General features: G+C 48.3%; 19 protein-coding genes and 1 tRNA gene. 8 read left to right on the plus strand and 12 right to left on the minus strand.

Annotated features, from left to right (window positions below):
• Nucleotides 1–57 precede the first annotated feature (57 nt).
• The gene (locus tag ACSAZK_RS06115) at nt 58–1,401 is read left to right on the plus strand and encodes a DUF7286 family protein (protein ID WP_440956489.1); all 1,344 of its coding nucleotides are present in this window, start codon (nt 58–60) and stop codon (nt 1,399–1,401) included.
• Nucleotides 1,398–1,991, plus strand: a complete 594-nt coding sequence (locus ACSAZK_RS06120; protein WP_440956490.1) for a sarcinarray family MAST domain-containing protein — start codon at nt 1,398–1,400, stop codon at nt 1,989–1,991. Before ACSAZK_RS06115 ends, ACSAZK_RS06120 begins: the two co-directional genes overlap by 4 nt.
• 221 nt (nt 1,992–2,212) lie before the next feature.
• Here the strand turns inward: ACSAZK_RS06120 and ACSAZK_RS06125 are convergent, their stop codons facing one another.
• Complete coding sequence (locus tag ACSAZK_RS06125) at nt 2,213–3,181, minus strand: right-handed parallel beta-helix repeat-containing protein (protein ID WP_440956491.1); 969 nt, start codon at nt 3,179–3,181, stop codon at nt 2,213–2,215.
• Between the two features lies 1 nt (nt 3,182).
• On the opposite strand from ACSAZK_RS06125, the gene ACSAZK_RS06130 reads away from it, so the two are divergent.
• Nucleotides 3,183–3,386: a hypothetical protein gene (locus ACSAZK_RS06130; protein WP_440956492.1), complete on the plus strand. Its 204-nt coding sequence runs from the start codon at nt 3,183–3,185 to the stop codon at nt 3,384–3,386.
• 38 nt (nt 3,387–3,424) lie between these two features.
• Here the strand turns inward: ACSAZK_RS06130 and ACSAZK_RS06135 are convergent, their stop codons facing one another.
• The 4 genes from ACSAZK_RS06135 to ACSAZK_RS06150 form a co-directional block, all read right to left on the minus strand.
• On the minus strand, nt 3,425–4,174 hold the full coding sequence (locus ACSAZK_RS06135) for an arsenite methyltransferase (protein WP_440956493.1): 750 nt from the start codon (nt 4,172–4,174) through the stop codon (nt 3,425–3,427).
• Nucleotides 4,175–4,248: 74 nt separating this feature from the next.
• On the minus strand, nt 4,249–4,572 hold the full coding sequence (locus ACSAZK_RS06140) for an ArsR/SmtB family transcription factor (protein ID WP_440956494.1): 324 nt from the start codon (nt 4,570–4,572) through the stop codon (nt 4,249–4,251).
• Nucleotides 4,573–4,729: 157 nt separating this feature from the next.
• On the minus strand, nt 4,730–4,858 hold the full coding sequence (locus ACSAZK_RS06145) for a hypothetical protein (protein WP_440956495.1): 129 nt from the start codon (nt 4,856–4,858) through the stop codon (nt 4,730–4,732).
• Between the two features lie 139 nt (nt 4,859–4,997).
• Complete coding sequence (locus ACSAZK_RS06150) at nt 4,998–5,126, minus strand: hypothetical protein (RefSeq protein WP_255351009.1); 129 nt, start codon at nt 5,124–5,126, stop codon at nt 4,998–5,000.
• A gap of 361 nt (nt 5,127–5,487) precedes the next feature.
• Between ACSAZK_RS06150 and ACSAZK_RS06155 the strand changes: the two genes are divergently transcribed.
• Nucleotides 5,488–6,333: a sulfide/dihydroorotate dehydrogenase-like FAD/NAD-binding protein gene (locus ACSAZK_RS06155; RefSeq protein ID WP_440956496.1), complete on the plus strand. Its 846-nt coding sequence runs from the start codon at nt 5,488–5,490 to the stop codon at nt 6,331–6,333.
• A 25-nt stretch (nt 6,334–6,358) separates the two neighbouring features.
• Complete coding sequence (gene gltA, locus ACSAZK_RS06160) at nt 6,359–7,780, plus strand: NADPH-dependent glutamate synthase (RefSeq protein WP_440956497.1); 1,422 nt, start codon at nt 6,359–6,361, stop codon at nt 7,778–7,780.
• Nucleotides 7,781–8,674: 894 nt separating this feature from the next.
• Here the strand turns inward: gltA and ACSAZK_RS06165 are convergent.
• Nucleotides 8,675–8,746: transfer RNA gene (locus ACSAZK_RS06165), tRNA-Arg, on the minus strand.
• Between the two features lie 340 nt (nt 8,747–9,086).
• On the opposite strand from ACSAZK_RS06165, the gene ACSAZK_RS06170 reads away from it, so the two are divergent.
• Complete coding sequence (locus tag ACSAZK_RS06170; RefSeq protein WP_440956498.1) at nt 9,087–13,955, plus strand: cobaltochelatase subunit CobN; 4,869 nt, start codon at nt 9,087–9,089, stop codon at nt 13,953–13,955.
• 126 nt (nt 13,956–14,081) lie between these two features.
• Here ACSAZK_RS06170 and ACSAZK_RS06175 read toward each other — a convergent pair whose 3' ends face one another.
• From ACSAZK_RS06175 to ACSAZK_RS06200, 6 genes are all read right to left on the minus strand, one after another.
• Entirely contained in the window at nt 14,082–14,624 is a 543-nt protein-coding gene (locus tag ACSAZK_RS06175) for a nitroreductase family protein (RefSeq protein WP_440956499.1), read from the minus strand.
• Nucleotides 14,625–14,810: 186 nt separating this feature from the next.
• Complete coding sequence (gene ilvC, locus ACSAZK_RS06180) at nt 14,811–15,818, minus strand: ketol-acid reductoisomerase (protein ID WP_440956500.1); 1,008 nt, start codon at nt 15,816–15,818, stop codon at nt 14,811–14,813.
• Nucleotides 15,819–16,133: 315 nt separating this feature from the next.
• A complete protein-coding gene (ilvN, locus tag ACSAZK_RS06185) occupies nt 16,134–16,619 on the minus strand; it encodes an acetolactate synthase small subunit (RefSeq protein ID WP_440956501.1) in 486 nt (161 codons plus the stop codon).
• Between the two features lie 2 nt (nt 16,620–16,621).
• Nucleotides 16,622–18,310, minus strand: a complete 1,689-nt coding sequence (locus ACSAZK_RS06190) for an acetolactate synthase large subunit (protein WP_440956502.1) — start codon at nt 18,308–18,310, stop codon at nt 16,622–16,624.
• 505 nt (nt 18,311–18,815) lie between these two features.
• The gene (locus ACSAZK_RS06195) at nt 18,816–20,306 is read right to left on the minus strand and encodes a (R)-citramalate synthase (RefSeq protein ID WP_440957115.1); all 1,491 of its coding nucleotides are present in this window, start codon (nt 20,304–20,306) and stop codon (nt 18,816–18,818) included.
• Nucleotides 20,307–20,722: 416 nt separating this feature from the next.
• On the minus strand, nt 20,723–21,796 hold the full coding sequence (locus ACSAZK_RS06200) for a M42 family metallopeptidase (RefSeq protein ID WP_440956503.1): 1,074 nt from the start codon (nt 21,794–21,796) through the stop codon (nt 20,723–20,725).
• Nucleotides 21,797–22,192: 396 nt separating this feature from the next.
• Here ACSAZK_RS06200 and ACSAZK_RS06205 point away from each other — a divergent pair, with 396 nt between their 5' ends.
• Together ACSAZK_RS06205 and ACSAZK_RS06210 are read left to right on the plus strand one after the other, a co-directional pair.
• Nucleotides 22,193–22,546 carry a prefoldin subunit beta gene (locus ACSAZK_RS06205; RefSeq protein ID WP_440956504.1) on the plus strand — a complete coding sequence of 118 codons (354 nt, stop codon included), beginning with the start codon at nt 22,193–22,195 and terminating at the stop codon, nt 22,544–22,546.
• Nucleotides 22,547–22,684: 138 nt separating this feature from the next.
• Entirely contained in the window at nt 22,685–23,683 is a 999-nt protein-coding gene (locus ACSAZK_RS06210) for a DHH family phosphoesterase (RefSeq protein ID WP_440956505.1), read from the plus strand.
• Nucleotides 23,684–23,928 lie beyond the last annotated feature (245 nt).

Genomic DNA, 23,928 nt, shown 5'->3' on the forward strand with positions numbered 1-23,928 from the left:
TTCACAAATCAAAGGAGATTAAAACTCGACACCGAACTTGACTCCTACGTCATCGACATGCTCGAGAAAAAAGGCCTGGATACCAGTATACTGGAAAGTGTTAGTTCCGGCACCCTGACCCTTTTCGATAATCCTGCAATGGAAAGGGCTGCATCAGCCCTCGGGAAAGATATGGGCATCATCAGCACCATGGAAGTTACCGGCCAGCCCGAAAGCAAATACAACTGGACCGAAAACATGACCCTGATCGTGGACCAGAAACCAAACTACCTCTACCATGACCCCGATTTTGATTTAAGAGGAGAATACGAACTTACAGACCCAAGAGGAAGAACAATCTACCCCCTGGGCGTCCGGAACACCTGCATCTTCACCACCGGAATCTCCGAAGAAATAGCCAACGCCATAGGTTCGAGCACTGAATACGTAAAAACCGAAACAGCTCAGCAGATCAGCCAGAGCATCGCCGTCCTGAACGAGGAGATCCTCCTCCTTGAAGAGAACCTGACCGAACAGGGGGTATCCCTGGACAGCACAGCCCTTGATATTGAAATTTACAACCTGAAGCACACCTATACAACGGAACTGAAAAGCAACGTAATCGAAGAAATTGCAGCCGAAGTGAGCGCAAACCCCGTCATCTCGGACCTGATTGAAGAAGACAAAGTCAAACTCATCACCTCCCAATACCTCGAAAGTCTCTCCACAGACGAAATAATAGAAAAATCCTCAAATGGAAACCTCTCGTCTGAACTCTCCACCCTCATAAAAACCGAAATCAAAAACTCAAACCCCCCAATCGAAGCTGAAGAACTGGACGCTGCCCTTAACAGGGTAGACACTGACGTCCGAATCGGGGTTGCCAACGGAATCTGCGATATCACGGTGAATAAAGGTCCCTTGATCGACGAGTGCTTCGAGCAGATTGACGATGAACTGAGAGAAATGGCAAATGAAAGTTTAGATGGGCTTACTGGAGAAGCTGCCGAAAAAGTTTCAAAAAGGTTCCAGATAGCTATGAAAGCCGTACCCTGTGGACTGCCTGTGCTACCTCCACACTGGATTTTTACGATCAATGTGTGGACTTATGATGTAATTGGAGAGTATGAAGCATTCACAGTTACTGATAATGATAATGAAGTAATTCCTGAACCTTACTTTGGACATAAAGGACAAAGGTATGTGAGAGAAGATGAGCTTATTATGCATCCATCAAAAAAAACTCAAGACGGAAACATTCTTCGGCTCGGAAAAAATACTCCAATTACGTTTCAAATAAACGGTTATTCTGCAACAATTGTTGGACCTGGGCCAAAAGGTGTTGGAGACAAAATCGGTGGAGACTCTGAAGAGTCGGTCGGCTACGGCAGTTTATTGGAAAGGTTAGGGGGAGAAATATGAACATGAACTCTTTATTAATAGGGTTACTAATCAGTTTGATACTAGTTCCAAGTGTAGTTACAGCAAGTAGCCCTTATGGTAAAATGGATGTTTATTATAATGGAAAATTATTGCAAGTAGAAGAGGTTGCAAAACCGGTTTTAAATATTGGGGAGCCATTTGACATTGGTATTAATTTAACTGTTAATCAAAAATGTTATGTATCCACAATGTTGTCCGAAATCGGAGACAATAATTTTGAAATAGTGACTGGTTCAACTTCAAAAATGAAAGAGTATGAAACAGAGGTTTTGGATAATAATTCTACTAAAATGTATGAATGGACTGTTAAAGCCACAGACAACTGGGCAGGTGGATCTTTACCAATTAACTTAGTTTATCAAATTAATGATTTCGAGACGGGAGATATTTTAGTAAAAGGCAAATTTACAGTCGCCTATCCTTACATCTCCACCGAATACTACAAGGGTGAAACTCCCACCACCCCCGAATCTTCATCCTCAGAATCAGAAACCTCCCCTGAATCAGCTCCAGCCTTCACGACCTTTGGTGCCCTCATGGCACTGGCTTTGGCAGTATCTCGCCGCTGAAAATTTAAACTATAAGACACCCGAGACTAAAAGTGTCAATTAACCAGAAAACAGCTACAGCGTTCAATTATAATTTCCAGGTATTAATATTTGGGAAAGGCCGTCCGCTTCGCTCCGCTCTGCGGCCGTTGAGAACGTCGGTACCCGAAAATCAAATTAAAAAAGGATTCATGGGATAGGAAAAATCCAAAGAAAAATTAAAAGCCCGTTTTCTGCAAAATTTATTCGTCATCGTCATCGAAATCGTAATCGAGGTCGTCTCCCCAGCCCATTACTTTTTTGGTTACGAATACGGCAAGCCAGATACTGAATATGCCAAATACGAGAAGCGGGAGAGTAAGGATGTAAGGGGAAGCCTGGACCCGGGTACTGCTGAGGATGAGGGGCATGTGGTCGATGTTGCCTTCTCCAAGGTCATATGAGACATCGCAGAGACCGTCGTCGTTTTTGTCTTCTCCGATGCAGAGGGCCGTGCTTTCGGCATCTGTCCAGTAGTTGCCACCTGAGTAGGGGCCGCCTGCAATACTGGTCCCTCGTTTCTTTTCTGTGTTCCAGACGTTTTCGAGGTTTATTCCGTCGTAGCCTACGTTTGCGGCGTTCTGGAAGAAATTGTTGTAGATGAGGTTCTTGCTGCTGTCCATGAGCATGAGGCCGAATTCTTCATTTAAAAGCAGAATGTTTCCGGTAAGCCGGTTTTCATCGGATGCCTGCAAAAAGATTCCTTTCCGGAAGTTTTCCTTTGCCTTGTTGTTAATGACCCAGTTATCCCGTGAAGCCTGCAGATAGATCCCGATATCATTTCCCGAAACGTCATTAACGTTCAGCATGTTGGTGTTCGATTCACTGAGGTAGATCCCGAGGCGGTTGTCCGAAAGCCTGTTGTTGCTGATCATGGTCCCGCGGGTGCTTTCGAGATAAATCCCGGCTTTTTCCGGGTCAGAGGCACCTTTTATGGAAAAGCCGCTGATCGTTACGTTATTGGCCTTAACGTGAAAAACGTGGTCACCGGGGTCTTTCGCTTTTACGATGAAGTTCTCCGGAGTGCCCGAGATCGAACGGATGGTGATTTCCTTTTCAAGGTCCACGTTTTCCCTGTAAAGTCCGCTGTAAACATATACAATGTCCCCGGTCTTCGCTGCATCCACAGCTGCCTGAATAGAAGAATAGTCCTTGTAATCGTCACCCCCCACAGTGATCCTTCTTGCAGCCGCAGAGCCTGTGCTCAGCATCAAAAATACGGAAGCTACGATAAAACAGATTTTTGCTGTTTGTATACTTATCAGTAGTATCACCCTCAAGAAGATCCGGGTCTCCGGACTCCTATTCCCCAAATTCGAAAAGGTCCGGGAATTCAGAGGATCAACCCTTGAATACACGGACCACGAAAAAGAATAATTGAATTGTAATATAAACGGCTTCAATTCCTATATAGTTTACTTCAAAGCCTTTAACTTGAGGCTCTCAACAGGAAGCCCACCATACTGCCTGTCACTTATATCGGAATCTTCTGCCAGGATTTCAACGGCAAAACCGGCTTCTTTCAAAAGCCTGAGATACTCCTCTTTAAGGACCGCTCCTGCCACGCAGCCTACCAGAAGGTCTTCATTTTCATGCATCTCTTTAGGAAGTTCAGCCAGAAGGACCATATCCGAGATGTACATCCTTCCCCCCGGCTTCAGGACGCGATAAGCTTCCCTGAAAACCTTCTCTTTTTCAGGGGCGAGGTTGATTACGCAGTTGCTGATGATAATATCCACCGAACAGGCTTCAAGAGGAAGGGCTTCGATGTCCCCCAGGCGGAACTCAACATTCGGATATCCGTATTTCAGGGCATTTGCCCTGGCCTTTTCCACCATCTCTTCGGTCATATCAACGCCGATGACCTTTCCGGTGTTCCCGACCTTCTGCGCAGCCAGGAAGCAGTCAAAACCTGCACCGGAACCCAGGTCCAGGACCACGTCCCCTTCTTTCAGTTCTGCAAAGGCCGTAGGGTTCCCGCAGCCCAGGCCCAGGTTGGCCTCCGGGACCAAACGGACTTCTTTTCCGGAATAACCGAGGCTTTTCGAGATTTCTTCCGTGCCAGTATTTCCGCAACACTCACTGCTGCAGCAGCAGGAGCCACCTGACATTGCAATTTCACCGTATTTCAGCTTGATAATCTGCTTTTTTTCACTGGAATCCATATTTTAATCCCCATTTTCCGCGGTCTATTTTTAATCTCCATTTCTTGCCAGCTATTTTTCATCCATGTTTCTCGTCAATCATTCAGATCCTTACAACATCCGGGGGGACCTTCACCCCTTTCACAGCAAGGTTCCAGCTCTCCGATTCCAAGGACCAGCAGCAATTCCCTTGTCTCCTCATCCCTGATACTGTAAATGATATTGCGCCCCCGCTTTTCATACTTCAAAATCCCGGCTTCAAGCAACACTTTCAGGTGTTTTGAAACCGTGGTCTGGGTTTTCCCGGTAAAAGGCGTGAAATCGCAGGCGCAGTAGTTGTGTTTCAACAGGTAGGAGAGAATAGTGAGCCTTGTTTCGTCCCCAAGTGCTTTGAAAAATTTCACTTTATTTCCAATCATGGATGTATGCATATATGCGCATATAAGAATATATAAGTTTTGAGAAATACCTGCATTGCTCATTATGAAGAAAGTAAATCGAAATTGAAATCGAAATTGAAATCAAAATTGAAAACAAAAAAGATATGGCTCAAAAAATGAAAAATAAAGATATTTTTTACTTGCAGGTATCGAGGAGACTCCTCTTTTTGCCCCCACGCTCCTTTTCACTAGGGTGAATGGGTTCAACGTGCGCTACCTCTTCTTTCTCTTCCGCCTTTTCTTCTGCTTTCTTTTCCTCTGTCATCTTAAAAACCCCCTTAATCAATAACAGATAAAGTGTTAAGCTAACTTATAGCACTAAATTTCCGGAATTTTAAATGTCCAGCTTGCTCATGATTCCGTATTGCTGCTGCTTTACTCGACCTCTGAACCGCTCTGGCAATTTATTGAGTCTTCTCACAACTCAAAAGGTGCTTCTTTTTGCCCCCACGTTCATCTTCCAAATGTATAGGACTGACTTTTGCAACTTCAGGTTCTGCTTTTTCGGTTTCTTGTTTTTCCTCTTCAACCATTCTATCACCCCCTTAAACAAATTCAAACTGGGATTTATCCCCTAACTAAATATACCAACGAGATTTATTAAATTTTTGTGATCTGGATAAAAAACATAGAAACAGTTGGCAAGGATTCATTAAATTTCGTGCGGGAAAAGCAGGCTGCCAAAAATTAAGCAGAAAGTGGGCAAAAAAAGAAGCAAAACATGTAAAATAAATAAAAATTATTTGGGAGAATATATATCCCATTAGCCATTATAAGTTGAAAGTCCGGGCGGGAAAGCTCCCGGGTAAAGATTCCCGCCTGAAAATCCGCCAGAATTAAGTTTATCTATTCGCTTTGTTCACCAGATACGTTTTATCAGGAAAATGTGATCACATGGCATATAAAATACTTGAGAAGGAAGAAATCGCCCCGTCGGTGCACCGGACGGTCATCGATGCCCCGGACGTGGCAAAGGCTGCAAAAGCCGGACAGTTCATAATCCTGAAAATCGATGAGGAGGGGGAAAGGATTCCCCTCACGATTGCGGACTTCGACCCTGAGAAAGGTACAGTCACCGTAATTTTTCAGGAAATGGGCAAGACTACAAAGCAGCTTGGAAAGCTTTCCGCAGGCGACTCCCTGGAAGACTTTGTCGGACCCCTCGGGACTCCCGCAGATATCAGGAAACTGGGAACGGTTATCCTTGTTGGAGGCGGCGTAGGGGTTGCTCCGATCTATCCCCAGGCAAAGGCATACAAAGAGGCGGGCAACAGGGTACTCACCATTATCGGCGCCCGCAACAAAGACCTCCTCATCCTTGAAGCTGAGATGCAGGAAGCCAGCTCCGAACTGTTCATTGCAACCGATGACGGGTCCAAAGGGCACCACGGTTTCGTGACCGAGATCATGAAGGATATCCTGGACAGCGACGAACCGGTGGCAAGGGTAGTGATAATAGGTCCCCCCATCATGATGAAGGTGGGCGCAGGAATGGCTGCCCCTTATGATGTGGAAATCCTGGTCAGCCTGAACACTATCATGGTTGACGGCACGGGCATGTGCGGCGGCTGCAGGGTGACCGTAGGCGGGGAGACAAAGTTTACCTGCGTGGACGGGCCCGAGTTCGACGCCCGGCAGGTGGACTTTGGCGAACTCATGAACCGGCTTTCCATGTACCGGGACGATGAGACAAAGGCCACGGAAGAATACGAACATAAATGCAGGTGCGGCCTGCACTAAAACTGGGAGTGAAGGAGGACTCAAAATGAGCGAGAAAACCGGCGAGAAAAAGAAAACCAGGACTCCGATGCCCGAGCAGCCCCCTGAGGTCAGGGCAGGAAATTTCGAAGAGGTAGCCCTGGGCTATTCGAAAGAAGATGCAATTGCAGAAGCCTCCCGCTGCCTTAACTGCAAGGAACCTAAGTGTGTGGAAGGCTGCCCCGTAAACGTGGACATCCCCGGCTTTATCAAGCTGATCTGTGAAGAAGACTTTGAAGGGGCAATTGAAAAGATCAAGGCTACAAACGCCCTCCCCGCAATCTGCGGCAGGGTCTGTCCCCAGGAGTCCCAGTGCGAAGCCCTCTGTGTACTCGGGAAGAAGAGTGAACCCGTTGCCATCGGAAGGCTTGAACGTTTCTGTGCCGATTACGAGCGCGAAAAAGGCACTGGTGCCTCCACTGCCCCGGATACCCGTGTCCCCGAAATCCCGGAATCCTCGGGCAGGACAGTGGCAGTTGTGGGCTCGGGCCCGGCTGGCCTCACCGCCGCAGCCGACCTTGCAAAACAGGGACACAAAGTAACAATCTTTGAATCCCTGCACAAAACCGGAGGAGTCCTGAGTTACGGCATCCCCGAGTTCAGGCTTCCCAAGGAAATCGTAAGGCAAGAAGTCGAGTACATCAAAGAGCTCGGCGTCGAGATCAAGCCCAACTACATCATCGGCCGGATCAAGACCCTGGACCAGCTCTGTGAGGAGTTCGACGCAGTCTTCCTTGGCACGGGCGCAGGCCTTCCCAGGTTCATGGGTATTGAAGGCGAAAACTTAAACGGCGTGTATTCCGCAAACGAATTCCTGACAAGGGTCAACCTCATGAAAGCCTACGACCCGAACTACGATACCGTGGTCAGGCGCGGGAAGCATGTGGTAGTCGTCGGGGGAGGAAACGTTGCAATGGACTCCGCCCGCTCAGCTCTCCGCCTGGGTGCCGAAGAAGTCAGTGTCGTCTACCGCCGCGGGGAAGAAGAAATGCCCGCCCGCAGGGAAGAAATCGAGCACGCAAAAGAAGAAGGAATCACCCTCAGGCTCCTTGCAAACCCGACCCGAATCCTGGGCGATGACAAATTCAACGTCAAAGGCGTAGAATGCATCAAAATGGAACTCGGAGAACCCGACGCCTCAGGCAGGAGAAGCCCTGTTCCGGTGGAAGGCTCGGAATTCATCATCGACGCCGACGTGGTCATCATAGCCATCGGCACCTCCCCGAACCCGATAATTTTTAAAGGTTCCGAAGGCCTGGAGCAGAACAGGAGAGGCACCGTCGTTGCCGAAGACGAAACCGGAGCGACCTCCAAGTGCGGAGTCTTTGCCGGCGGAGACGTCGTAACAGGAGCCGCAACCGTCATCAGCGCCATGGGAGCGGGAAAGAACGCGGCAAAGGCTATTGACGAGTATTTGAAGGAAAAGTGAAATAAAAAACAGGAGAAAAGAGAGCTGAAAAAACTTTTTCAGCCCCTCATTTCTCAAACTTTTTTTGAATTTAAGGATTTATTCCACCAGTTCCGGAACTATTTTTAATCCCTGAATCCTTAATTTTCGTTGCCCTGCACTCGAACGAAGCAAACGTAAATCCGGCATCAACTTATCTATGAAAACCTTTTTTGAGCTGCTTATCAGGTGGCAGAGCTCTCACCGGCTGCGAAGCAGACAGCCTATTCCAAAAATGACACATGAAAATTGAATTCTAACACTGAAACATTTTGAATATAAAGACTAACAATAGAAAGGGCATCAGAATGGACAAAATGGTCATCCGAATGGATAAAAAGGTCACACAGACAACTATAATATACACCAGGATGACCAAAAAGGCAGACAAATAACTATAAAAGATAGCGCGATGACCGAAGGGATATACGGACGACTAAAATGCAGGATTCAGGAAACAATTTAGGGATTTACTCGGAAATCTTGCGACAGGAAGATCAAAGCATTTTCAGCACTACCTTTAAAAGCACAACCAGAATAAGGATTAAAAAGAGAATCCATATAATAGGCAGCAGAAACCTTAGCAGGAAGTACAGGATAATTGATATGAGCAACACCTGAAGGAGTGAAATGTTATTTCCTCCGACATTCATAACAGGGCGCTGCATATTCCGGGAAAAATTATCAAAAGTGCCGGATTTTCTTCTCCTTCCTCTTCCTCTTGCCATAAAAACCAGAACCATAAAAACACACATGAAATTCCCGAATTACAGGCCCAAAATATGAAAGTAGCCCGGGACTTTCATGCCAAATAAGACAGAAAACTTAAATAAATCCGGGAATGTAAACCCGGATACTTTTTTAAAGAAATCAGGACAGGCCTGCTGGGAATCGAACCCAGGTTCGGGGCTCCGGAGGCCCCAGTGATATCCACTACACCACAGGCCTTTATCATGTAAACCCCTCGGGGTCTAACTGGCTGTCTATAGTGCGAAGTAGCTTATAAATTTAATCCTCGCCCTGCCAAAATAATTCCTGATTTTTCAGATATTGAATGTTGAACTTGAAGGCTGAACTTGACTTTTGAATTCTGATAAACCCATTTTTGAAAATCCTGCTCCTTCTAAAGAATTCAAACCATTTTGAATACTAATTTTAATAAATATAATAATTAATGGCATAAATAAGCCATATAATATGAGTAAAACATAATATTTTGATAAAATTTAATAACAATTAGCAAATAGGGATTCAAAAAGGATATTTATGGAGTAGAAGGAGTTACATTATGAAAGATAATATACTGAACCACAGCCACCGGAAAAATAGAAGAAAAGGTGGAAACTTTAGAGGCCTGATTCTAAAAACCCAGGCAATAAAAGTAGTGACATTAGTTCTGATGATACTGTTTCTTGCATCTGCGGCAAGCGCAGGAGCTGAGACCTTCACTGAAGAAGGGGAAAGTACTTTATCTGCCCCTCCGAGCGGAGAGACGACCTTTGCTTACCTGACGGATGCAGAGACTCCCCATACCCTGATAAACAACTCAACATCCTCGATAAACGTCAGCACCTACCAGTTCCCTCTTGACGGAAGTCCTATCAGTGCGGACATTATACTAATCGACGTCAGTGGGAATGAAAACCTGACATATCTTGAGTATGCGATTGCCAGCGGCGACATTGCAGGACAGCGCATTGCCTTTACTAACGAATCATCCTATCTCTCCAGCGTGCCGGCACCTGTGCAGGAGAACGCAAGCCTCTACTGGACCTGGACGGCTGAAAACCTCGAAAACCTCCTGGTTTACACGGCAGTGGAGCTTGACGGGAGGACAGACCTTGACGGAAACGTAGAGCCCCTGAGAACCTCCATCCTGCTGGTGGTGCTCCCAAACTGGGGGACGATCGAAAGTGTCAGGGGTGAGATTTCCGAATATGGGATAGACTGCCGGTTTGCAAACATATCGGCAATGCAAAAAGTCGCAAGAGACCCTTCCCAGGCTGCTTTTGTGAATGAGGAAATTGAGGCATGGAAAGGAGATGTTCTTTTTGAGTACGTTGCAGATGCGCAGTACGGACTGTACAAAGAACAGATTGATGCTGCCGGGGAAAGAGACGTAAAGGTCCTAGGGATAGGAGGCTTTTCGGCTCAGAACCCTTACTTCCTGAATGTCGAAGATGGCAAGAATGTAACTGAGAAACTCTTCAGCAAATATTCGGACCCACCCGGGTACTGGAGGACAGTGCTTCCGGAAAACCTGGTCAGGATGTTTATCTACATCGCGAATGAAACAGATTCCAGGCCGGACCTGGAGCCTTTCGTTAAACCCACCATGACAGTCCCTCCGGATGCAATCTATCATCCTGATTATCCGGGTTGCGAATATAAAGGCGACTTCTACAAACATCTGTGCCAGAATCGGGAGGAGTATAACGAGTGGTACAGGTCAAGCGGGCACTACAACCCTTCAGATAAGTGGATAGGGATTGCCATGTACTACCGGGACTACCAGGAAGGAGCGCTCCATACCGAAGACGCTATGATCCGGGACCTAGAAGAAGACGGGTATAACGTGGTGGCAAGTTACGTGCCCTGGGAAGAGCCAATAAACCGTTTCTACGATAACTCCAATGAGACCATGAAAGTTGATTCAATTATCAGCTTCCTCTTATTCGGAGCCACGGACAAACATAAGGTGCTGGATCAAAGCGACGTGCCAGTTCTCAAAGCGGTGAAACTCACCTACCAGACCCAGGAGGGATGGGAGAAAAACCCTTACGGTATGAATGGAGCTTCAATAACCTGGAAACTTGACCAGCCCGAAATTGATGGGGTGATCTGCCCGATCCCCGTGGAAGCAAAGCTTACAGAAGACGATTGTTTCTGTTACCCCATCCCGGACAGGGTAGACCGCATGCTGGGGCAGGCAGAAGCCTTTGCAGACCTCCGGCACAGTCCGGAAGAGGAAAAAAGAATAGCCATTATCTACTTCAACCACCCACCCGGAAAACAGAATGTTGGGGCAAGTTACCTGAACCTTTTTGAATCCCTTTCCCTTATGCTTGACTCGCTCAGGGCCGAAGGGTACGGGGTACAGAATATGACCCCTGAAGAACTGCATACCGAAATCCTTGAGAAAGGAAGGAACGTCGGGACCTGGGCTCCGGAAGAACTGGATGCCCTGGTGGAGGCAGGAATCGAGGACGATTCGATAGTCCTGCTTGATGCCAATTTGTATGAAAGCTGGTTCAACGAACTGCCTGAAAGTATCAGAAACGACGTGGTCAACAGCTGGGGAGAGGCTCCAGGGAAAATGATGGTAGTAAACAGGGAAGGAAAAGATTACATTGTCATCCCTATAATCAAAAACGGAAACATGATCCTTACTCCGGAACCGGCAAGAGGCTGGGAAGAAGATACTGACAGGCTTTACCATGACCTGAACATTGCGCCGCCTCATCAGTACATGGCCTTCTACCTCTGGCTCCAGCACCCGCCAGAAGAGGGAGGTTTCGGGGCTGAAGCCGTGGTACACGTGGGCAGGCACGGGACCCAGGAATGGCTGCCCGGGAAAATGGTCTGCCTGAACGCAACGAGCTATCCGGACCTTCTCCTCGGGGACGTCCCCAATATTTACCCCTACATCGTGGACGGGGCAGGGGAGGGAATCCAGGCAAAGCGCCGGGGATATGCAACCCTGATCAGCCACCTGACCCCGCCGATTGCAAAAAGCGGAGTCTACGGGGACCTTACCGAGCTGAAAAACTACCTGAGGGACTACCAGGAGTACAGGCAGAGTGGGTACGAGACCGGGATGAACGAAACGAAAAATGCGGTCATCGAACTACTCAATAACAGTACCGTTGATGAAGACCTGGAACTTACGGTAACGGATGAGAACTTTGAAGAAGCCCTTGATGAGATTGTAGAATACCTGGAAGAGATAAGCGCCGAAACGATTCCTTACGGGACCCATACCTTCGGGCAGAGCCCGGAGGGAGAAAAAGCTGCGATGTTCCTTGAAACCATGCATGCGGACCTGCTTATGAACACTTCCTGCACTCTGCTCGGATATGACGTAGACGCGGTAAGTGCCGGAGGAATCGAGGTTCTGGAAGAGAGCTCAAACGCTGAAAACCTTAGCAACTGGCTCGCATTATCCATCGAGAACTGCAGCCCGGAAAGCCGCTTGTTTACAGAAGCGTTGGAAGAGCACCTGAACCGCAGCCTGAGCCCTGAAGAACTCGACACCCTCAACGAGACATTCGAAACGGCAAACAAGACCCTGTTCCTGCTGAACACGTCAGGGGAACTTACGTCCTTTACCCACGCTTTGGACGGCGGGTATATTCTCCCGAGCGAACAGGGAGACCCGGTAAACAACCCGAACGTGCTTCCAACGGGCAGGAACTACTACGGCTTTGAGTCAAAGAAGATTCCAAACCCCGAGACCTGGGAAACAGGAAAAGAACTAGCAGACGAGATGCTGTTGCGGTATTATTCCGAAAATGGGGAGTTCCCGGAAAAAGTAGGCGTCTGTCTCTGGTCTGTTGAGACCCTGCGGCACAAAGGGGTAATGGAAGCGATGACCCTGAGGCTTATGGGGGCAGAGCCCGAATTTTACTACTCCTACGGGGCTTTCAGCAAGGTTTACAACGACAAGGTGGGAGTTACACCCCTTGAAGACCTGAAAATTACACTCCCCGACGGGACAACCGTAAACCGCCCCCGCGTGGACGTGGTGATCACGATCTCCGGGCTTTACAGGGACACCCTCCAGTACCAGATAAGGTTGCTTGATACGGCAACGCACACAATTTCAGGACTTGAAGAAGCCCCTGAAGATAACTACGTTAAAAAACATACCCTGGAAATCGAAGAAGCCCTCCTTGCAATGGACCCTGAGGAACAGCAAAAAATCCTTGACACCTACATGGCAGAAATCCCGGAGTTTTCCGGAACTTTTGAAGAACTGGCCGGAGAACTGGCCGCCGTCAGGATCTTTGCCCCGCCACCCGGCGGCTATGGTGTAGGCATAGAAAAGGAAATAGGAGCAGGAGGCACCGACTGGAACTCTGAAAACGGAACCGAAACTATCGGCAACCTCTACATCTTCCGGATGGCAAACCTGTACACGGTCGACAGTGAAGGCTTCATGCACTACCTGGGGAACTACGAGTCTATCTTCAGGGAGAACTTGAACGGCACCGACGTCGTAATCAACAGCCGTTCCTCAAGCCTCTACGGAGTGCTTGACAATGACGACTTTTTCCAGTACGTAGGAGGGCTTTCGGCAGCAGTCCAGGCAGTTTCCGGAGAGGCTCCGGAAGTATTGGTTGCAAACCTCAGAGGAGACCCGAAAATTGAAGGGCTTGGTACCTTCATTGCCAAAGAACTCCGCAGCAGGATAGAAAACCCCTTCTACCTGGAAGGAATGGTCGGGTCCGATTACTCCGGATTGAAAGAAATAGCCGAAATGGTGGATAACCTGTACGGTTTCCAGGTAACAACTCCCGACGTTGTCAAGGAGTACATGTGGAACGATATTTACGAAACCATTATCCTTGACAAATATGAAATGGGACTGAAAGAGGCGTTTTATGCAGAAAACCCGTATGCCTACCAGAACATGGTTGCCACCATGCTCGAAGCAATTGACAAAGGGTACTGGGAACCTTCGGATGAAGTAGTAGACACTCTGACAAGTGCATACCTGGAATCAGTTGAGACCCATGGGAAAGCCTGCAGCCAGAACATCTGCGGGAACCCGAACCTTCCGGGAAGCTCGAGCAGCAAAAAGGACAGCGACTCTTCACAAAAAGCCGGGAAAAACACCGGAGGAAGCGGCACGGGTAGCGCTACAGTCATATCTGCTGAAGAGGCACGGAGCTCGGAGGGCGGCATTTCCAACCAAAGCCTGATGGCAGAGGGAGGATACGGCGCTGAACTTGAAAAGAACCCTCAGCCGGATATGCAAGCGAGGTCCACTTCCGATGCAAACTACGTGGAAGGGTATGAAATGAAAAAGGAATCACCGGAAAAATCAGGGGATTCTGGCAACATGCCCATCTCACCGTCGGATATCATCGCGATTGCATCCGTAATGCTGCTGTCAGGGGCAATTTTTGTAGGATACCAGAAGAAAAAACTATGAGTTGGTAAATTTAATAAGAAGTGGGAAAAAAAGAGATTCTGCGACGTATGTGTATCCTCGCATGTGTATCCTAATGCATGGATAAACATACGTCAGTTTTTTTATGAAAGTAATTTTCCCGGGCTTTTATCCTTCCCAGACCTTCCCGTATTTTTCCTCAAAAACAAGCTCGTTCAGCTCTTTCCGCGGGGATGTCCTCTCCTTTGGGACCGGTTGCCCGATTGCGAGCACTGCCATGAGCTCAAAGCTTGCCGGGCATTCCAGAATCGAGTTCACCCTGTCGCCCTGTTTCAGGATTTCTCCCAGCCACACAGCTCCCAGGCCCAGTTCGCAGACGGCAAGGAGCATGTTCTGAATGGCGGCGCCGACTGCCTGGACGTCCTTTGTATGATTATAGGAATGTTCCGTGTCCAGGTAGACAGCAATCAGAAGCGGGGCACCGACAACTACTTTCGTATAGTGCGTGCATTCCGAAAGCTGCATAATGGTATCCTTTTCCCGGACAACAATAAAGCGCCAGGGCTGGTTGTTCAAGCCGGATGGGGACCAGCGCCCGGCGTTGAGGATGCTGTTGATATCTTCTGTACTTACAGGGCTTTCCGTAAACTCCCGGACACTCCGCCTCTTGAGAATGGTGTCAATTACCTTGCTATCTCCTGTTACTGGCATTATTTCCCTCCGGATTGAATTTTGAAGTTCAGGCTTATGAACTTTCGGTTCAATGGCTGAAATTAAGCGGCAAAAAAATCAACTGTCTGGCAGATGAACCTGCCAAAAAATCCCGGTGGGATCGGAAACCCGACCCCGGACAGGAAAGTTAAAAAAGTAAATTAAGGTATGTATTTTCTTTCAGGATCAGTCGTCGTCGATCTTCTTGTTGAGCCAGGGGATGTTTGCCCTGATTTCCTTGCCGACGATTTCGAGCGGGTGCTCCTGATCCTGGCGTTCCATGGCTTTGAGCACGGGGTGGTTGGTCATGCCTTCAAGGATGAATTCTTTGGCGAATTCCCCGTTCTGAATCCTCTCAAGGGCCAGGTACATAGCTTCCCGGGACTCGTCGTTGATGACCTGGGGACCGACGGTCATGCCGCCGTATTCTGCGGTGTTGGAGACAGAGTGCCACATCCTCTCGAGGCCGCCTTCGTAGATAAGGTCAACGATGAGCTTGACTTCGTGACAGGTCTCGAAGTAGGCCATCTCGGGCTGGTACCCGGCTTCCACCAGGACTTCAAAAGCTGTCTTGATAAGGGATGCGACTCCTCCGCAGAGGTCCACCTGTTCCCCGAAGAGGTCGGTCTCGGTTTCTTCCCTGAAGGTTGTCTCGTAGACGCCTGCCCGGGTAGCCCCGATTCCCTTGGCGTAGGCCAGGGCAATGTCCCTTGCGTTTCCGCTTGCGTCCTGGTAGACGGCGATAAGGCCGGGAACTCCGATGCCTTCGGTGTAGGTTCTCCTGACAATGTGTCCGGGACCCTTGGGAGCTGCCATAAAGACGTCCACGTCCTTAGGGGGTACGATCTGGCTGTAGTGGATGTTAAAGCCGTGGGCAAAAGCGAGAGCGTTTCCGGCTTCGAGGTTGGGCTCGATTTCAGAGTAGTAGACCCCTGCCTGTTTCTCATCGGGCAGGAGAACCATGATAACGTCTGCGGCTTTTGCGGCTTCTTCCACGGTCATGACCTTAAGGCCGTCAGCTTCGGCTTTTGCGCGGCTGGAACTGTTTTCCCTGAGCCCTACGACCACATTGAGCCCGGACTCGTGGAGGTTGAGGGCATGGGCGTGTCCCTGGCTGCCGTAGCCCATTATTGCAATAGTCTTGTCCTTAAGCGCATCAAAGGTGGTGTCATCGTCATAAATTATATTTGCCATTGCTTGCATCTCCTCACAAATATCTTATGTTTGATAGAAGTCCTTTATGTTTGTTAGAAGTTCTTTATGTTTGTTAGAAGTTCTTTATGTTTGTTAGAATTGATTTACACTTGATCGAATTTCTATATGAATTATTTAATTCTTCGATGAAAAAATCACCTGCATTTTTTAAAAATTTTCCTCGCTTTTCAGGAAAATTCCTGCTTTTTGGAGGGTTTGCACCTTATCCGGAACCACTAAAATATCCGGACCAGGAGATCCCTTTTTATGAAAAAATAATTGAGCAGTTACCTCTTTGTAACTGCCCTTTAATATTTAAACCTTCTTTGAACCGCGAGCTATGGCGATCTTTCCGGTCCGGACCATCTCCTTAATACCGAACTTGTAGAACAGGTTTTCGATTGCCAGGATCTTATCTTCATCCCCCGTGACTTCCACAATAACAGATTTCGGGCCCACGTCCACTATACGAGCCCTGAAGATATCGGTGATCTGCATGATTTCCGCCCTGGAGTTCTCATCGGCTGAGACCTTGAAAAGCGCCAGTTCCCGTCCCACGGTGTCTTCGCTTGCAAGGTCCGAGACCTTGATCACATCGACCAGTTTGTTGAGCTGTTTCTTGACCTGCTCGAGCACACTGTCATCCCCATGGACCACAATAGTAATCCTGGAAACCGTGGGGTCTTCGGTAACGCCCACTGCCAGGCTATCGATGTTGTAGCCACGCCTCGAGAAGAGGGATGAGACCCTTGAAAGAACCCCTGACCTGTTCTCAACCAGAACCGCAAGTGTGTGTTTCATATTCAGTCCTCCAGGTCAAGGATTTCATTAATTGCAGCCCCTGCCGGGACCATAGGGGAAACATTTGCCTCACACTCGATTATCACGTCAACAACTGCAGGCCTGCCGGATTTGACAGCTTCCTCGATTGCCGGCCTGACTTCGGACGGCTTTTCAGCCCTGATCCCGAGAGCCCCGTATGCTTCAGCAAGTTTCACAAAGTCAACGCTGCCGGCGATGTCGGTGCAGGAATATCTCCGGTCAAAGAAGAGTTCCTGCCACTGCCGGACCATTCCCAGGTAGCCGTTGTTCAGGATCACGGCAATGACCGGGATGTCGTTTTGCACTGCTGTGGCAAGTTCCTGGGAGTTCATCTGGAAAGAGCCGTCTCCTGAAATATCGACGACCACCTTGTCAGGCCTCCCGACCTTAGCTCCGATGGCTGCCGGGTAGCCGTAGCCCATGGTCCCCAGGCCTCCTGAGGTAAGGAAAGTCCTGGGCTCGCTGAACTTGAAGTACTGAGCTGCCCACATCTGGTGCTGCCCGACTTCGGTGACAACGATCGCATCCTTACAGACTTCCGAAATCTGTTCCACGACGAACTGAGGCTTGATAACGTCCGATTCCTTCCTGTAGCTGAGCGGAAATTCCGTTTTCCATTCGATTATCTTTGCAAGCCAGAATTCGGAGTTGCAGCATTTGACGTATTTGGTAAGGGCCTTGAGGATATGTTTTGCATCTCCCACAATCGGGATGTTGACGGGCACGTTCTTGGATATCTCCGCGGGGTCGATGTCAATGTGAATGACCCTGGCATTCGGGGCAAAGGCTTCCAGCTTTCCGGTCACCCGGTCGTCAAACCTTGCACCAACCGCAATTAACAGGTCGGATTCCTGGATTGCATAGTTTGCATATTTGGTCCCGTGCATCCCCAGCATCCCCAGGTTCAGGGGGTGCTCGGTCGGAATGGCCCCGATCCCCGTAAGGGTCGTGGTCACGGGAGCCATAATTGTTTCGGCAAATCTAACCAGTTCTGCGGCTGCATTCGAAGTTATCACCCCGCCCCCGGCGTAAATGATAGGACGGGAGGCTTTTGCAATTTCCTCGGCAGCCCTTTTCACCTGCTGGAGGTTGCCTTTGTAGGTGGGTTTGTACCCCCTGAGTTCCACTTTCTCGGGGTAGGAGAAGTCAATTTCGGAGATCTGGATGTCTTTTGGAAGGTCTACTAATACCGGGCCGGGCCTTCCGGTGGAAGCGATGTGAAAGGCTTCTTTCATGATTCTGGGAAGCTCGTTCGGGTCCTGTACGAGGTAGTTGTGCTTGGTAATAGGCTGGGTAATTCCCCTGATGTCAGATTCCTGGAAGGCATCATTCCCTATCATAGAACTGGGGACCTGACCGGTTAAGGCTACCATTGGCACTGAGTCCATATATGCGGTAGCAATGCCTGTTACCAGGTTGGTTGCTCCGGGACCTGAGGTGGAAACACAGACCCCGGTCTTTCCCGTTGCGCGGGCATATCCGTCTGCAGCATGGGCTGCTGCCTGTTCGTGGCGTACGAGTATGTGGCGCAGATCTGAATCATAGAGTTCGTCGTAAAAGGGGATGATCTGCCCCCCCGGATACCCAAAGAGAGTGTCAACACCCTCCATTTCAAGGCACTTTATCAATGCCCTGGCGCCATTAACTTTTTCTGTTGACCCGGTTGTCATTGTATTAAATCTCCTTCTTGTCTTTTGGCGACTGATTCAACTTATAGACTCTTTTTTCCAGTTGAATACAGTCCTGAAAGTGTATTTATCAGAAATACTTTTTGCCAATCACGCTCGCAATTCTCATTCTGAATTTTTATTCGATTTCGTTACGAACTCAACTGAATTTCATTACGAACTCAACTGAATTTCATTACGAACTCAACTGAATTTCATTACGAACTCAACTGAATTTCATTACGAACTCAACTGAATTTCATTACGAACTCAACTGAATTTCATTGAACTCGTTTCATTATAAATTCTGTGTTTGAATTCAATCGATACATCATTAACAATCATGTTATATATGGGTGCAGGTTCTCTCAGGCTCCCGAGCCCAAAAAGGCATTTCATTTCCAATTTTTCCATTTCCAACTAAATCCCCGCTCAAAACGAAAAAAATTAGAGGGGACAAAAAGATCCCCTGAAATACCCATGTAAGGAAAGCATCCTTCTTTCGAGCTCACTCTGCCGTAATAAGACGGTTCATCCCATTCATCACAGCCTCTACTGAAGCCATGATGATGTCCGTCCGGGCTCCGCTAGCGGTGACCGTCTTTCCTTCCTTGGAAAGCTTTACCCTTACTTCTACAAGGGCATTGGTTCCGCCGCTGATGGCATCTACGTGGTACTCTTCAAGGACAATGTCTTCCGCACAGGAGCGTGCTGCCCGCCGGATGGCATTGATAACTGCGTCCACCGGCCCGTTCCCGATCGCGGCCTGTATGATCTCCTTATCCTTTACGTTAAGTTTAATGGAAGCAGTAGGAGTCACACGATTTCCGGATACTATGGTAAACTCTTCCAAATTTACAAGAGATTCCTTGTAAATATCAAGCACATTCTCCGCAATTGTTTGCAGGTCGGCATCGGTTACGTGCTTCCCCTGGTCGCCCATCTGCTTAACCCTGTTGAAGATTTCACCGGCCTGGGCCTCGTCGGCTTCAAGTCCCATTTCCTGCAAGGCCATGGCAATGGAACTTCGCCCGGCATGTTTCCCGAGTACGATCTGCCGTTTCCTCCCAATTTGTTCGGGGCCCATGGGTTCGTAGGTAGCCTTGTCGGCCAGAAGCCCATGTACATGAATGCCTGCCTCGTGGGTAAAGGCATTGCCTCCCACCAGAGCCTTGTTCGGGCTAACGGGAATCCCGGTCAGACGGCTTACCAGCCTGGAAACCCGGTAGATCTGCTCATGGTTGATCCCGGTATCATATTTGTAGAGCCATTCCAGGCTCATGACCACTTCTTCAAGGGCAGCGTTTCCGGCTCTTTCCCCTAAACCGTTTACAGTTACATGGGCCTGCTTTGCACCCCCGGCAAGGGCGGCTACTGTGTTTGCCGTTGCAAAGCCGAAATCGTTGTGGCAGTGGATGCTGATCGGGGCCTTCAGGGAAGAGGATAAATCCCTGAAAATCTCGGTGGCTTTCTCAGGTACTAAAAGCCCAACGGTATCACAGTAACATAAGCGGTCAGCTCCGGCATCAATTCCGTCAGCATACAGGGCTTTTAAGAATTCCAGGTCTGCCCTTGAGGAGTCCTCCCCACTTAATTCCACGATTAAGCCGTGATCCTTGGCATACTCCGTAACCTCGACTGCGATCTGCCGCACAGCATCCCGGTCTTTTTTGATCTTGGTCTTGATGTGCAGGTCGGAAACCGGAGCTACCAGGTGGATGGAGTCCACGTCGCATTCCAGGGCATGGTCAACATCTGCCTTTACAATCCTGCAGTAACTGCAGATTTCGGCATCCAGCCCGTCATTTGCGACAGCTTTGATAGATTCCCTCTCCCCGCTGGAAGTGATCGCGGAGCCTGCTTCGATTACGGAGACCCCCATTTCGTCCAGAGCCCGGGCAATCAAGAGCTTTTTCTCTCTTGTAAGGGCTACACCAGGTGTTTGTTCACCATCTCTTAACGTTGTGTCCAGAAAGCGGATATTTTCGAATAATATAATCCCTCAGTTTTGGTTTTGTATCCATAGACTTGTTCTGCAAACATAGGATGCGTAAATATATAAATTGTCTTATAATTTTACACCCTATAATGCGGAACATCATTTTATTATACATATTACATATATTTTTGCTCAGAACCCCGGCAAAACCTGTAAAAAAGTTAAGTATTGCCCCTCAGCATTCTGAAATTGCAGTTCAATAAGTGTACCATAGTATTTTTACTTTCCAGTTAACAATAGGCAAAAGATAATAAAAAAAGAATAAAAGTCAACCCCTGAAACGGGGAAAAGGAACTGGAGAAAATCAAAAATTGAAAAAAGTAAGGAATGGAAAAAGCGAAAAAAAGAACGAGAAGGGGAAAAACAAAAAAAGTAATGAACCGGGACATTTCCCCCGGCTCAGAGGCAGCTCTCAATCAGAAGTACCTGTCCACGTTCTCTATAGCCTTCACAATGAGGTTTACGCAGGTTTCCACGTCAGCCACATCCAGGACCTCCACCGGCGAGTGGATGTAACGGGTGGCAATACTGACAGTACCCGTGGGGATGCCTTCCCGGGTCAGATGGATAGCAGTGGCATCGGTGGTGCCTCCTGACCCTACACCCAGCTGGCAGGAGATCTCGTTTTCCCCGGCGGTTTCCCTCAGCCACCTGAGGACCTGTGGGTGGGCGATAAGGCCTCTCCCCGAGGCATCGGCAACCGTAAGCACCGGCCCTTTCCCGATTTCAAGGTGGGAATCGTTCTTGCTGATGCCGGGATGGTCACCGGGGATCGTGGTATCGACGGCAAGGGCAACATCCGGGATCAGCCCGTAAGCCGAAGTTCTGGCCCCTTTGAGCCCCACTTCTTCCTGGACAGTGCCGACGGCGTATACATTTGCATCGATATTAAGTTCGGCAAGCCGTTTCATCACTTCTATAAGGATCACAACACCTGCCCGGTTGTCAAAAGCTTTGGATGTTACTTTCCCATTTGCCAGGGGCACGAACTCCCGGTCTATGGAGACAGGAGTCCCGATCTCAACCCCGAGCATCTCGGCGTCTTCGGCGTCCTTTGCCCCTATATCGATAAACATGTCTTCAGCCTTTACAGGCTTTTTCCGATCTTCCTCCTTCATCACATGAGGAGGCTTGGACCCCATGACCCCGGGAATGGCACCCTTCTTGCCGTGTACACGGACCCGCTGGTTCAGGAGGGTCTGGTCAAACCAGCCGCCTATCTTGACAAAGCGGAGAAATCCGTTCTCATCAATATATTTGACCATGAGCCCGATTTCGTCCATGTGCGCAGCCAGCATTACGGAAGGGCCTTTTCCCTTTTTAGTTGCTATAAGGTTCCCCATAGTATCGGTCCGGATGCCGTCAACGTAAGGCTCGAGCTCCTTTTCCAGAAGCTTCCGGACCTCCCCCTCGGAACCGGAAATCCCGTGAGCATTTGTATACTTTTCAAGAAGATCCTGAATTTCATCAAATTTCTTGCCTTCTTCCATTATAAGTATCTCCCAAATTTTCAGTTACTTATTATTTTCAGTACTTATTATAATCAGTGATTATTATTTTTCAGTTACTTATTATAATCAGTAATTATTATTTTTCAGTTATTTATTATTTCCAGTACTTATTATTTCCAGTTACTTATTATTTTTAGCAATTATTATAGTCAGTCACTTATCATACTCTATGTATTCTATAATACGTAAATTTAATTTGCCCGTTATTGTCACATCACTTCGAGTACTATCTTTTCATTAGGTTCAATAGTTGTTTAAGCTTTTGACCGCAGGACGCTGAATACTATTTTAAGGCAGGCAAGGCATTTTCGGGAGCTGGAAGGACAGAAACATTAAAATCCCTTCAGGTGTATTCTGGAGACAGGTGAAAATCATATGACAGCAGAATTACCTCCGCAAATCCAGAATCAGATTGCACAGCTCCAGCAGGTGCAGCAGCAGATCCAGGCACTTGCAATGCAGAAATCCCAGATAGAAGCTATGCAGAAAGAGTCGAAAATGGCTCTTGAAGAACTCGAAAAACTCTCAGACGATGCTCTGGTCTACCGGACAGTCGGGGAACTGGTCATAAAAACGGAAAAAGGGGAATCTATCGCCAAACTGAAAGACAGGGAAGAGACCGTTTCACTCAGGCTCCAGTCCATTACAAGACAGGAGGAACGGCTCACAACCCGCTTCAAACAGCTTCAGGAGCAGATCCAGCAGGCGTTGGGCCCCAGGGCACAATAACTTTTTATTTTTCCTTTTACATACTATTGTACAGACACCTGAAATGTACATTAGTGAACGCCGGGTATGCACAGAAACCCGGCATCCAGTCCCTGGATGTATCGATACCTGAAAGAAAAGCGACAGCCAGAGTGAACAATGCAAGTAGACGAAGCGGAGTTTTTCAACCGGCTCCTTGACTATCAAAATATTTTATATTTGTGCCACCGGAACGCAGATCCGGATGCCGTAAGCAGTGCTTTTGCTCTTTCCGAAGCCGTGGGTGGGACCGTAGGGCTTGTAGACAGTTGCAACCGGGTAGCTTCCGTCCTGGTCGAGAAGCTAGGGATAGAGGTCGTAGAAAAACCCAACCTGAGTGACTACGGCTTTGTCGTGGTAGTGGACACTTCTACAAAAGCACAGCTAAATGACCTTGAACTAACCAATTACTGCGTAATAGACCACCATACCACCACTGCCCTTACAGAAAATGCCGAGTTTTACCTGCACCGCAATGCCACCTCCACCGTTGAGATTGTCTACGACATCTTAAAGTCCATTGGTGCCCCCATCACCCGCAGGGTGGGAATAGGGATGATCACCGGAATTATCACGGACACCGGCCATTTTAAGCACGCGGGGATGGAAACCTTCCGAACCGTAGCAAACATCATAGAAGCCAGCGGTGTGGAATACGGAGAGGTGCTTGACATAATGGCAGCCACCCCCCAGGATATTTCCATGCGTATTGCGATCCTGAAAGCCGCAAGCCGAGCAGAAATATATCGGGTGGGAGACATGCTTATTGCAACTTCCCACGTGAGCTCTTACGGAGGCTCGGCCTCTTCCATGCTAATCAACATCGGGGCTGATGTAGCCTTTGTCGGCACTGCCAAAGACGGAAGTGTAAGGATAAGCGCCCGGGCAAAGCGAGATGCCGTAAATGCAGGGGTCAATCTTGGACAGCTCATGGAAGATGTCAGTAAAGAATACAACGGTACCGGAGGCGGACATTCCGGAGCCGCGGGGATCGAAGTGATCGCAGACATGGACGAAGTACTCAGGAAATGCAGGGACGGGACCCGGAAGATCTTTGAAAATTCCCTGGGAAAAACGTCCGGAGACATCTCCTTAGAGGACGAAGAGGAAGAAAATTAAACTTTGGAAAAAAACAGGAAGAAGGAAAATACATTTTCCAGGAATCCGAAGAAAGTTTTTTTTCAAAAGGTCCATCGATGCCTTTCTTAAACAATATAAAAGTAAAAAGTCAAAATAAAAAGTCCGGACTGATTTTACGGGATTCCGGCTTTGAAAATAATCAGAACTCTTTTCTCTTTTGATGCGCTGAGCAATTTTGGTACGCTGAGCAATTTAAAACCCTTAGCAATTTAAAACCCTTAGCA

It is taken from the genome of Methanosarcina sediminis, from assembly GCF_052056915.1.
Taxonomy (GTDB): Archaea; Halobacteriota; Methanosarcinia; order Methanosarcinales; family Methanosarcinaceae; genus MTP4.